Source organism: Roseateles sp. (assembly GCF_049240545.1).
Lineage (GTDB): Bacteria > Pseudomonadota > Gammaproteobacteria > Burkholderiales > Burkholderiaceae_C > Paucibacter_A.
Window position 1 is genome coordinate 37,247 of sequence record NZ_JBMLSK010000082.1, and the last position, 11,433, is coordinate 48,679.

At 61.4% G+C, this 11,433-nt stretch carries 9 protein-coding genes; 6 read left to right on the forward strand and 3 right to left on the reverse strand.

Annotated elements, in window-relative coordinates; translation table 11 throughout:
- Positions 1-38: 38 nt before the first annotated feature.
- The 3 genes from ACOVRJ_RS05365 (at position 39) to ACOVRJ_RS05375 (ending at position 5,151) form a co-directional block, all read left to right on the forward strand.
- Positions 39-605, forward strand: a complete 567-nt coding sequence (locus ACOVRJ_RS05365) for a DUF1178 family protein (RefSeq protein ID WP_422042862.1) — start codon at positions 39-41, stop codon at positions 603-605.
- 130 nt (positions 606-735) lie between these two features.
- Positions 736-1,926, forward strand: a complete 1,191-nt coding sequence (locus ACOVRJ_RS05370) for an efflux RND transporter periplasmic adaptor subunit (RefSeq protein WP_422042863.1) — start codon at positions 736-738, stop codon at positions 1,924-1,926.
- A gap of 6 nt (positions 1,927-1,932) precedes the next feature.
- Positions 1,933-5,151, forward strand: coding sequence for an efflux RND transporter permease subunit (locus tag ACOVRJ_RS05375; RefSeq protein WP_422042864.1), 3,219 nt, complete (start codon positions 1,933-1,935; stop codon positions 5,149-5,151).
- Between the two features lie 23 nt (positions 5,152-5,174).
- Here ACOVRJ_RS05375 and ACOVRJ_RS05380 read toward each other — a convergent pair whose 3' ends face one another.
- Both ACOVRJ_RS05380 and ACOVRJ_RS05385 read right to left on the reverse strand, forming a co-directional pair.
- Positions 5,175-6,584, reverse strand: coding sequence for an FAD-binding oxidoreductase (locus ACOVRJ_RS05380; protein ID WP_422042865.1), 1,410 nt, complete (start codon positions 6,582-6,584; stop codon positions 5,175-5,177).
- Between the two features lie 4 nt (positions 6,585-6,588).
- A complete protein-coding gene (locus ACOVRJ_RS05385) occupies positions 6,589-7,056 on the reverse strand; it encodes a DUF2069 domain-containing protein (protein WP_422042866.1) in 468 nt (155 codons plus the stop codon).
- Between the two features lie 18 nt (positions 7,057-7,074).
- Between ACOVRJ_RS05385 and ACOVRJ_RS05390 the strand changes: the two genes are divergently transcribed.
- The gene (locus ACOVRJ_RS05390; RefSeq protein WP_422042867.1) at positions 7,075-8,310 is read left to right on the forward strand and encodes a YihY family inner membrane protein; all 1,236 of its coding nucleotides are present in this window, start codon (positions 7,075-7,077) and stop codon (positions 8,308-8,310) included.
- On the opposite strand, the gene ACOVRJ_RS05395 is transcribed toward ACOVRJ_RS05390, so the two are convergent.
- Positions 8,311-8,898, reverse strand: a complete 588-nt coding sequence (locus ACOVRJ_RS05395; RefSeq protein WP_422042868.1) for a helix-turn-helix domain-containing protein — start codon at positions 8,896-8,898, stop codon at positions 8,311-8,313.
- Between the two features lie 94 nt (positions 8,899-8,992).
- Between ACOVRJ_RS05395 and kbl the strand changes: the two genes are divergently transcribed.
- Together kbl and ACOVRJ_RS05405 are read left to right on the forward strand one after the other, a co-directional pair.
- On the forward strand, positions 8,993-10,201 hold the full coding sequence (kbl, locus tag ACOVRJ_RS05400; RefSeq protein ID WP_422042869.1) for a glycine C-acetyltransferase: 1,209 nt from the start codon (positions 8,993-8,995) through the stop codon (positions 10,199-10,201).
- 40 nt (positions 10,202-10,241) lie between these two features.
- Entirely contained in the window at positions 10,242-11,198 is a 957-nt protein-coding gene (locus tag ACOVRJ_RS05405) for an NAD-dependent epimerase/dehydratase family protein (RefSeq protein WP_422042870.1), read from the forward strand.
- Positions 11,199-11,433: the final 235 nt, after the last annotated feature.

Below are 11,433 nucleotides of genomic sequence, written 5' to 3' on the forward strand. Positions count from 1 at the left end.
CCGCCGCTTGAGTTCCCAACAGGATCATTCACAGGCTCATGATTGTTTTGAACTTGGCCTGCGGCCATGATCATTTGTTTGAGGGCTGGTTTGGCTCGAGTCATGACTTCGAAACCCAGCTGACTCAGGATCAGCTCAGTTGTCCCATCTGTGGCGACAAGCAGATTCGTCGCATGCCAACCGCAGCCCGATTGAATGTCTCGCATCTGCGCGCCGCGGCCAAGGGCAGTGCCAGCGCTCAAGGCCAGCCTGGCAATAGCGCTCCCGCTCCAATCACGGGTGGCGCAATGCCCGCTCAGCCTGTTCAGCCTGCTCAAGCCGGACAGTCAAGCGAGAAGCCGGCGTGGTCAGAGCCTCCACATCCCCAGGCACTACAACAACAGATGCAAGCATTGCTGCTACAAGCCGTGAGGGAAGTGGTGGCACGAACCGAGGATGTCGGTAGCCAGTTTGCGGAAGAGGCCCGTCGCATCCATTACGGCGAGGCCCAGGACCGTGGCATTCGCGGTCAAACCAGTGCGGAAGAACTGGACGCCTTGGCCGACGAAGGCATCGAGGTCATGTCCTTGCCCTTGCCTCCGGCGCTGACCGGCATGCTGCAATAGCTCCATCGCCCTTGACTCAGGGAAAACACCCGGAGGCAATGCGACCATGACCTCTGGTGCGGCCATCATTGTGGCTTAAGCTCACGCGCCCCAAGTTCATTGATTTTCCACCCCAATCGGAGTTCGTCTGATGACGCGTCGTCCTGTCTCTCTGACTGTCTTGTTCCTCGCTGGCACCGTGATGGCTGCTTTGGCCCTGAGTTCTTGTGGCAAATCGGGTTCCGGACCTCAAGACGGCAAAACAGACAAGGCTGCTGCCACTGTGTTGCAACTTGCGCCAGAAGATTTGTTGACGCTGAGTCTCGGGACTTATGCCTCAGGCCCCGTCATCACCGGATCGATACAACCTGAAACGCGCGCGGATCTGCGCGCCGAGGTCTCGGCCCTGGTCCTTCAGGTCTTGAAGGAAAACGGCGAGAGCGTTCGGGCCGGCGATTTGCTGGTTCGACTGGACAACACCTCCATTCGCGATCAATTGACCTCCGCCGAAGAGGCCGCGCGAGTCGCCGCCCAGTCTTTTGAACAGACCGAGCGTCAGTTCCAACGCTTGAAGACATTGCAGGCCCAAGGCATGAGCTCGCTGCAAGCGATGGAAGACGCAGAGCAAAGGCGCAACAATGCCCAGAGCGACCAGGTCGCCGCCAAAGCCCGCGTGGCGCAAGCCCGTCAACAACTGCAGCGCACCGAAGTGCGGGCACCGTTTGATGGGGTGCTCAGTGATCGCAAGGTCTCGGCCGGCGACACCGCTCAGATTGGCAAGGAGTTGCTCAAGGTCATCGACCCTCGCACCATGCGCTTCGAGGGCTTGGTGTCGGCCGATCGAATGAGCGAGTTGCAAGTGGGCCAAACAGTCAATTTCAGCGTCAATGGCCTGGGTGAGAAGAACTTCTCCGGCAAGATCCGTCGGGTCAACGCGGCGGCCAACGCCACCACGCGTCAGTTGGAAGTCTTGGTCGACTTCCTGCCCGGCACGGCGCCCAAGGTCGCGGGTTTGTATGCCGAAGGGCGAATCCAAACCGGCAGCGTCAGTTCCCTGATGCTCGCCGACAGCGCGATTCTGCGCGCGGGGGATGAAGCTTTTGCATGGCTGGTTCAGGGCGACACCTTGAAGAAGACCGCCATCAAGCTCGGTGAACGTGATGCACGAATCGGCGAGTTCATGGTGCTGAGCGGCTTGAAAGCGGGCGATCGCATCCTGCGCAAGACCGGCTCGAACCTGCAGGACGGCCAGAAAGTTCAGCTGGTGGCTTCCGCCAAGCCGACCGTGCCAGCGGGAGCGCTCAAGGCAGCGGCGGCCGCGGCCGCTTCAGAAGGAAAGTAATCCGCCATGTTCCTTTCCAACTTCAGCATCAAGAAGCCGATCGCCACGATCGTCATCATCATTTCCTTGATGGCGCTGGGCTTGCTGGCACTGAAAAAGCTCAAGGTCAATCAGATCCCCGACGTCCAAGCGCCGGTGCTGGTCGTGGGTATCGCTTACCCCGGGGCCTCTCCCGAGACCGTCGAACGGGAGGTCGTCAACCGCATTGAGAAGGCCTTGCAGAGCATTTCAGGCGTGGACCGGGTGCGCTCCACGGCCTCGGAAGGTTATGCCCAGATCGTTCTGATCTTCAATTTCAACAAAAGCTTGATTGAAGCGTCCGACGAGGTGCGCAATGCGATCGATACGGTTCGCTACAAGCTACCGAATGAAATCCGCGAGCCGGTGATCGAGCGCAATGACCCGGCCGCCGAGCCCATCATGCAGCTCGCCTTGTCGAGCAGCAAGCAAAGCCATGCTGAGATTTCCCGCATCGCCGAGGATAAGTTGGCCGATAAGTTTCGCGGCATTCCCGGCGTGGCCGTGGTGTCGGTGAATGGGGGGCTCAAGCGCGAATTGAGCGTGCTCTTGCATGCTGACAAACTCCGCGAGAACAATGTTTCGGTCACCGAAGTGGTCGCCGCCCTGCGCAGCCAAAACAGCACTGCGCCTGTCGGCAAGGTGCGTGGCACGCTGGAGGACCAAAGCATTCGCTTGATCGGTCGCTTGGAATCGCCCGCCGAGTTCCAGCAAATCGTCGTCAAGCGGCGCGGCAACGAACTGGTGCGTTTGTCCCAGGTGGCCACGATTGCCGATGGCTTCGCTGAAATCAGCCGTGTCAGCCTGCGCAATGGCAATCCCAATGTGAGCATTTCGGTCACGCGGGCCAAGGATGCCTCGACCGTCACCGTGGCTAACAAGGTTCGCAAGCTGGTCGCGGAGATCAACAAAACGCTGCCCGAGGGAGCCAAGCTGGAGGTCACTCAAGACGGCGGCAAGAACGCACAGAACAGCCTCAACAATGTGATTGAGTCGCTGGTTCTGGGGGCCTTGTTGACGATTTTTGTCGTCTATGTGTTCCTGAACTCATGGCGTTCGACCTTGATCACTGCCTTGGCCTTGCCAACCTCGGTGATCGCTGCCTTTATTGCCGTGTGGCTGGCGGGTTTCACCTTGAACTTCATGAGTTTGCTGGGGCTGTCGCTGGCGATCGGGGTGTTGATCGACGACGCGATTGTGGTGCGCGAGAACATTGTTCGCCACATGGAGCGAGGCTCTGACAGGCGCACTGCCGCTCTGGAGGGCACGGCCGAAATCGGCCTGGCCGTTGCGGCCACCACCTTTGCCATCGTGGCCGTTTTTATTCCCGTAGCCTTCATGCCCGGTGTTTCGGGCGAATGGTTCCGGCCATTCGCCTTGACGGTGGTGGCCTCGGTGATGGTCAGCTTGTTCATCTCCTTCACCTTGGATCCGATGTTGTCCGCTTATTGGGGCGACCCACCGGATCACCATTTGGCACCCAAGAATGCGGTGGGCCGTGGGCTCGTGCGCTTCAACGACTGGTTTGACCACCAAACCGAGCGCTATGGGCAGGTCATCGCTTGGGCCTTGCATCACCGCATCTGGATGGCCTTGTTCGCGGCCTTGAGTCTGGTGGGGGCGCTGGCTTTGCAGGTCAAGTTTGGCGGCTCAAGTTTCTTGCCGGTGACCGATTCGGGCACGGTGGCGATCGAAGTGCGCACCCCCGCCAGTTCCAGTCTGGAGTACTCCCGACTGAAGGTGGAGGCCGCGGCTCAGTTGGCGCGAACCTTGCCGGAAACGGTGGCCACCAACAGCAACATCAATGTGGGCGGTGGTCGCATCTATGTGGACATCGGCAAGAGCAACACCCGCAAGCGCTCGGCCACCGAGGTCGCCAACGATTTGCGGGAGAAGGTCAAGAGCTTGGTGGGCGCCGAGTATGCGGTTTCCGATGATTTGAACAGCGGCGGGCGCAAGCCGGTACAGATTCGCTTCACCGGCGCTGATTCGCGCAAGCTGCTCGACATCACCAACGCCTTCATGGTGGAGATGCGGGGCATCAAGGGTGCCGTCGATGTCGGCTTGTCAGAGCAGGATCCACAAGACGAGTTGCAGATCGAACTCAACCGGGGCTTGGCGAATTCCTTGGGCATCTCGGTGACCGATGCAGCGCAGGCGCTGCGGGTCGCTTTTGCCGGCGTGGAAGTGGGGGACTGGGTCGATCCGGCCGGCGAAGCCCGCGATGTGGCGGTGCGTTTGCATCCGAACGACCGGGTCGACGCCAGCAATATCGAGCGTTTGCCGATCGCCGTCAGCGGCAGCAATGTGATGGTGCCGCTGGAGCAGATCGCCACGGTCACCATGGGCAAGGGCCCGAGCAGGATCCAGCACGCCGATGGCAAACGAACCATCGCGGTGGCCGCCAATGTGCAGGGCCGCTCGCCTGGCGAGGTGACGGCCGATGCGCTCAAGCTGGCCAAGAGCATCAACTTCCCACCCGGCTACAGCCTGGAGTTGGAGGGTGACTCCCGCGAGCAAAGCGAGGTGTTCAGCGAGATGGGCATCGCCCTCATTTCGGGCATCGGCTTGATGTACCTGGTGCTGGTGATGCAGTTCGGCTCTTTCACGGCGCCCTTGGCGGTGATGTTGTCGTTGCCGCTGTCCCTGATCGGTGTGGTGGTGGCTTTGCTGCTGACCAAGAGCACTTTGAATCTGATGAGCTTTATCGGCGTCATCATGTTGATGGGCTTGGTCGCCAAGAATGCCATTTTGTTGCTAGACGCGGCGCGTCAGTTGGAGGCGGAAGGCATTGACCGCGAGGAGGCCTTGATGACAGCGGGCCGCAAGCGACTGCGTCCGATTTTGATGACCACCTTTGCGCTGATTGCCGGCATGCTGCCGGTGGCGATTGGTCTGGGGGAGGGCAGTGAGTTCTACCGGCCGATGGCGGTGGCCATCATCGGTGGCACCATTACCTCGACGATTCTGACCCTGCTGGTGATCCCCAGTTTCTACGACAGCATCGAGATCGCACGCGACCGCATGTTCGCCAAGTTCGGCCGACGCTCGGCGCGCTGGAACGGCTTTTTCGCCTTTTTTGTGACCTTTGGCGAAGCCGTCCTGACGCTGTTAATGGTCCGGTTTGTGTGGCGCTTGCTGCTGCGCGCCATCCAACTCGCGCGTGGCGTCAAGCCAGCCAAGCCTTCGGCGATGGGGGCTGACTGATCAGTACGACTGAACCGGCCGACTCAGAGCATTCGGCCGTGATTCATCAAGCCCTGGGGATCCAGGGCTTTTTTGATGGCACGCATCATTTGCAGCGCCACAGGATGCTTGCGTAGCGCCAGCTCCTCCCGCTTGATGCGTCCTATGCCGTGCTCAGCCGAAAAACTGCCGCCCAAATTCGAGACGATGTCATAGACGATGCGGTTGATGCGGCCTTCTTGCGCCGCCAAAAACTCGGGGGCTGAGCTGCCCACCGGCGCCTGCACGTTGTAGTGCAGATTGCCGTCGCCCAAATGACCGAAGTTGACCAGCCTCACACCCGGCACGGCTTGCTGCAAGGCGGCGTCCGCGGACGCGACAAAGGCGGGTACGGCAGAGACCGGAAGCGCGATGTCGTGCTTGATGTTGAGCCCTTCCTGCGCCTGTGCCAAGGGAATCGACTCTCGCAGATGCCATAAACCTTGGGCCTGCGATTGGCTCTGCGCGATCACGGCATCGCTGATCACACCCGCTGCAAGCGCCTGCTCCAGCAAGGCTTCAAAGACACTTCGCGCATGGGACTCGCTCTCGGTGTCCGACAACTCCAACAACACCGTCCAGGGAGTCTCGCCCAAGGGCTGCGGTAATTGCGGGAAGTGCTGGCCCACCAGCCGAAGCGAGAGTGCATTCATCAGCTCAAAGCCGGTCAGCGCCGCTCCCGCGCGCTGCTGCGCCCAGGACAAAAGCCGCACCGCATCCTCCAGCGTGCCGCAGGCCGCCAGGGCGGTCATCTGCGCCAGCGGCTGCGGAAAGAGTTTCAGCGTGGCCGCTGTAATGACGCCGAGCGTGCCTTCGCTGCCGATGAACAGATCTCGCAGGTCATAGCCGGTATTGTCCTTGCGCAAACCCGAAAGACCGTCCCAGATCTCCCCCGTGGCGGTGACCACTTCCAGGCCCAAGCAAAGCTCACGGGCATTGCCGTAACGCAGCACTTGAGTGCCACCAGCATTGGCGGCCAGATTGCCACCAATCGTGCATGAACCTTCAGAAGCCAAGCTGAGCGGGAACAAGAGTCCCTGAGCGGCCGCAGCTTCTTGTACCGTTTGCAGAACACAGCCCGCGTCCACCGTCATGGTTTGGTTGGCGACATCCAAATGACGGACGCGGTTCAAGCGATTCAAGCTCAGCAGCAACTGCTGGCCGCTTTCATCGGGCGTCGAGCCACCGACCAAGCCGGTATTGCCGCCTTGCGGAACCAGTCCCACCCCGTACTCGGCGCAGAGCTGCACCACCCGCGCCACTTCCTCGGTGTTGGCCGGTCTGGCAACCGCCAAGGCCCGCCCGGCATAACGGCCGCGCCAATCCCGCTCGAAGGCGGAAAGATCTCCCTGCTCCAACAACCCGTTCTCGCCGAGTGTGGCGCGCAAGGCATGCAAGAACGCCGGCGTGTTCATGGGACTAGTGACGGACGGTCTCGCTGCTTTGGGCCGCAGCCGTAGCCGCTTTGGCGGCCGCCAAACGAAAGCGCACATGCATGGCGCAGGCCGCGAAAATCAGCACGCTCAGCAGCACCTCAAGACCGGCCAACCACGCGCTCAAACCGCGCTCGCTGGTGGCGCGCACCGCGCCTTCGGCAAAGTACAACCAGATCATCAAACTGAGCCAACGGAAGGTGTAGAGCCGGTAACGCCACAATCCCAGCATCGGAATCAGCAAGGGCAGGGCCTTGATGGCCAGGCTGCCGCTGCCGGTCGGCGCGAGCCAAAGCTCCCACGCCAAACACAACACGAAAAGAGCAATCAGTGAAGACAGGGCCAAGCCCCGGGACAGGGCTTCTTGACGGCTGGCCTGGGTCCGCAATGCTGGGGGAAGATCGCTTGCGGAGGGCGCGGCCGGGGCCGGCGAGTTCGAGGGAGACATAGACATGCTGGCATCATAGCCAGCATGCGCAATATCTCCTCTGAACAACTCAAACTGAAAGACTGGGTCGAGCTTCTCAGTTCCACCTTGAACCGTTGGCCCTGGCGATTGATGGTGCAGAGCCTGCACGGGCGATTTCGGGAGGGACGGTTGGGTCTGACCGCAGGCAGTCTGACCTTCACCACGCTGATCTCCCTGGTGCCCTTGCTGACGGTGATGCTGGCCTTGTTCACCGCTTTTCCGATCTTCTCCTCCTTCCAAGTGGCCCTGGAACAGTACTTTGTCAAAAGCCTGATCCCGACCAGCATCGCCAAGCCGGTCTTAGGAGCCTTGACGCAGTTTGCCTCCAAAGCCAACCGCCTGGGTGCGGTTGGCCTGGTGGCTTTGGGCCTGTCAGCCCTGGCGCTGATGTTGACGATTGATCGCACGCTGAACTCCATTTGGCGTGTACAAAGGCCGCGCCCCTTCACGCAGCGCCTGTTGGTCTACTGGGCCGCGCTGACTGCGGGACCGCTCGTCGTAGGGGGCAGCTTGGCCTTGACAAGCTATGCCATCACGACTGGACATGGCTGGCTGTCAAACCTGCCCTTCAGCCTGGCGGTGCTTTTCAGCGGTATCGAGTTTCTAGTGATGGCTTGCGGTATGGCTGCGCTGTTCCGCTATGTGCCCAACACCGATGTGCGCTGGCGCCATGCCTTGGCGGGTGGGGTGTTTGTCACCGTTGGTTTCAATGTGGCCAAGAGTGTCTTGGCTTGGTATCTGAAGTCGGTCCCGACCTTCTCGACCCTGTATGGCGCTTTTGCTGCCGTGCCGATTTTCCTGGTCTGGCTTTATGCGGGCTGGGTGATTGTTCTGCTGGGCGCCTTGCTGGCGGCCAACGCCCCCAGCCTCAGCAGTGGCATGCTGCGCCGACCCGAGGCGCCGGGATTGGGCCTGGAGTTAGCACTCGGCGTCTTGCGCGAGTTGCGGCTTGCGCAGCATTTGGGCGAGGGCGGTGTCAGCAGCTTGAGTCTGGCGCGCCGCCTGCATGTCGACCCCTTGCAGCTGGAGCCGGTGCTAGACCAGCTCGGCGACTTGGACCTGATCGGCCGCCTTGAAGAAGGTGGCGCTCAACGCTTGGTGCTGTTGGGCGTGCCGAGCCAGACTGCAGCAGCGCCTTTGTTGAGAACCCTGCTGGCCGCGCGCTCGATGAGCTTGGCCCCGCTGTGGCAGCGCAGCAGCTGGGAGACCCTAAGCGTCGCCGACCTCTTGGACGCTTGATCAAGGATGGAGCACCACCAGCAAGGCGATAGCCGGTTCCCCATCCGGCTTGGCCTTGTTGCGAATCGCATGCGGGCCGTCCACCGCATAACGCGCGGTTTCGCCGGGCATCAAGACCTGGACGCTGCCGCCCGCGCTGATTTCAAGACTCCCACTGAGAACGCTCAAGTGTTCGCGTGAACCCGGCTCATGGGCGGCCGACTCCAACACACCGCCGGGTTGCACCGTCAGCTGGTACCACTCGAACTGGCCCGCCAAATCGATCGGCCCCAAGATGCGCAGCTGACAGAGTCCGTCCGGGCTGCTCATGCCAGGAATGGCATGCGCAGCCACTTTCTCGATGGCCGGCGCTGCGATGCGCTCGCCACCGAGCAACTCCGACATTTCGACCCGCAAGGCGTTCGCTAAGCGCCAGACCACCGCCACGGTGGGGTTGGCCTGGTTGCGTTCAATCTGCGAGAGCATCGACTTGCTGACGCCGGCACGACGTGACAACTCGTCCAGCGACAAGCCCTGCGATTGGCGCAGCGCTTGCAGGGTGACGCCCACCTTGGGCGGCTCCAGACTCTCCAGATTGGGGATGGACATGCTTGACCTTGAAAACGAAATCCCAGATACTGCACGAAAGTTCGGTATATCGAACTGCGTTCAATTTAATGAATTGTGCACCAGGAGACAGACCATGGCCAACACGCAAGACTTCTACGCCCACCTGAACAGCGAGCTGCAGAGCATCCGTGAGGCGGGTCTGTACAAAAGCGAGCGCGTCATCACCGGTCCGCAAGGCGCTGTGGTTCACACCAACGACGGCAAAGAGGTGATCAATCTCTGCGCCAACAACTACCTGGGCCTGTCCTCGCATCCCAAGGTCATCGAGGCTGCGCACGAAGCCTTGCGCACCCACGGCTACGGCCTCTCGTCGGTGCGTTTCATCTGCGGCACCCAGAACCTGCACAAGACCTTGGAGCAGCGACTGGCCAAATTCCTCGGCACCGAGGACACGATTCTTTATGCGGCCGCTTTTGACGCCAATGGTGGCCTGTTCGAGCCGCTCTTGGGCGAGCAAGACGCCATCATCAGCGATGAGCTGAACCACGCCTCCATCATCGACGGCATCCGCCTGTGCAAGGCCAAGCGCTTCCGCTACAAGCACAACGATATGGCCGATCTGGAGCGTTGTTTGCAAGAGGCCCAGGCCGCCGGCGCGCGCTTCACCCTGGTCTTCACCGACGGCGTGTTCTCGATGGACGGCACCATTGCCCAACTCGACAAGATCCGCGAGATCACCGATCGTTACGGCGCTTTGCTCGGTATCGACGAATGCCACGCCAGTGGCTTCCTCGGTAAGACCGGCCGTGGCACCCATGAGTACCGCAATGTCTTTGGCAAGATCGACATCATCACCGGCACCCTGGGCAAGGCCTTGGGCGGTGCCTCGGGCGGCTTCACCAGCGGCCGCAAGGAAGTGATCGAGTTGCTGCGTCAGCGCTCGCGCCCCTATTTGTTCTCCAACACCGTGGCGCCCAGCATCGTTGGCGCATCCATTGCTGTGCTCGATCTGCTGGAAGGCTCGACCGATCTGCGCGACAAGCTGGAGGCCAACACCGCCTACTTCCGCGAAGCCATCCAGGCCGCGGGTTTTGAGATCAAGCCGGGCACTCATTCCATCGTGCCCATCATGGTCTACGACGCCGTCATGGCGCAAAAGCTCAGCGCCCGCATTCTGGAGTTGGGCATTTACGCGGTGGGCTTTTTCTTCCCCGTGGTGCCCAAAGGCCAGGCGCGCATTCGCGTGCAGATCTCGGCTGGTCATGAGCGCGAACATCTGGAAAAAGCCGTCGCTGCTTTCGCCCAGGCCGGGCGTGAGCTGGGCCTGATCCAGAGCGCCTGAAGCCGTCGTCAAACCCGCACACCCTCCACGAGCAAGCAGCATGAGCAGCACCAAGATTCTCATCATCGGCGCGAATGGCCAAATCGGTTCCGAACTGGCCCAAGAACTGGCCCAGCGGCATGGCCAGGCCCATGTCATCACCAGTGACCTGGCGCCGGAAGGCCGCGTGCCCGCCTTGACCCACGAGATGCTGGATGTGACCGATGCGGCGGCCTTGGCCACCGTGGTCAAGCGTCATGGCATCACGCAGATCTACCACCTGGCCGCAGCGCTCTCCGCCACCGGCGAGAAGCACCCGATGTGGGCTTGGGACCTGAATATGAAGGGGCTGCTCAATGTCTTGGAGCTGGCCCGCACGCAAAAGCTGGACCGCATCTTCTGGCCCAGCTCGATTGCCGCCTTCGGCCCGAGTACCCCGGCGCTGGACACACCGCAAACCACGGTGATGGACCCGACCACCATCTACGGCATCTCCAAGCTGGCCGGCGAGCGTTGGTGCGCCTGGTATCACAAGAACCACGGTGTGGATGTGCGCAGCCTGCGCTACCCAGGCCTGATCAGCTACAAGACGCCCCCGGGCGGCGGCACCACCGACTACGCCATCGACATCTTCCACTCGGCGCTGAAGTCCGGTCGCTACACCTGCTTCTTGGAAGAGGGTCAGGGCTTGCCCATGATGTACATGCCCGACGCCCTGCGCGCCACCATCGAGTTGATGGAAGCACCGGCCGAGTCGATTGTTCAGCGTGGTAGCTACAACCTCGCGGGTGTCAGCTTCACGCCGGCCGAGATTGCGGCCGAAATTGCGCGTCAGCTACCGGGTTTTGAGATCGACTATGCCCCCGACTTCCGTCAAGCGATTGCTGCCAGCTGGCCGCAGCGCATTGACGACAGCGCTGCAGTGCAAGACTGGGGCTGGAAGTTGCAGTACGACCTGACCGCCATGGTGCGCGATATGCTGACGCAGTTGCGCCCCATCCTGGGCATCAAGGCCTGACTTAGCACCCGAATCGATCGATTCATAAGCGCCGAAGATTCGGCGCTTGAAAAAGGCTTGCTCCTGGGCTTAGCACTGCTAAGCTCAACCCCATGCGAGTCCCTCTGCTTCTGCCCAGTTTGGCCCTGCTGGTTTGCACGCTCGGTCTAGCGGACGAGCCTGGGGCGCCCCCCCCCCCCCCCCCCCCCCCCCCCCCCCCGCCCACGCCGAAGACAGGGTGGGCGTGTGATAAACC

Excerpts from the sequence above, each read along its gene's own strand:
- ACOVRJ_RS05390 (WP_422042867.1), top strand. The coding sequence starts at position 7,075 with ATGCGCAATATCTCCTCTGAACAACTCAAACTGAAAGACTGGGTCGAG.
- ACOVRJ_RS05370 (WP_422042863.1), top strand. The coding sequence starts at position 736 with ATGACGCGTCGTCCTGTCTCTCTGACTGTCTTGTTCCTCGCTGGCACC.
- ACOVRJ_RS05395 (WP_422042868.1), bottom strand. The coding sequence starts at position 8,898 with ATGTCCATCCCCAATCTGGAGAGTCTGGAGCCGCCCAAGGTGGGCGTC.
- ACOVRJ_RS05405 (WP_422042870.1), top strand. The coding sequence starts at position 10,242 with ATGAGCAGCACCAAGATTCTCATCATCGGCGCGAATGGCCAAATCGGT.
- kbl (WP_422042869.1), top strand. The coding sequence starts at position 8,993 with ATGGCCAACACGCAAGACTTCTACGCCCACCTGAACAGCGAGCTGCAG.
- ACOVRJ_RS05380 (WP_422042865.1), bottom strand. The coding sequence starts at position 6,584 with ATGAACACGCCGGCGTTCTTGCATGCCTTGCGCGCCACACTCGGCGAG.
- ACOVRJ_RS05365 (WP_422042862.1), top strand. The coding sequence starts at position 39 with ATGATTGTTTTGAACTTGGCCTGCGGCCATGATCATTTGTTTGAGGGC.
- ACOVRJ_RS05375 (WP_422042864.1), top strand. The coding sequence starts at position 1,933 with ATGTTCCTTTCCAACTTCAGCATCAAGAAGCCGATCGCCACGATCGTC.
- ACOVRJ_RS05385 (WP_422042866.1), bottom strand. The coding sequence starts at position 7,056 with ATGTCTATGTCTCCCTCGAACTCGCCGGCCCCGGCCGCGCCCTCCGCA.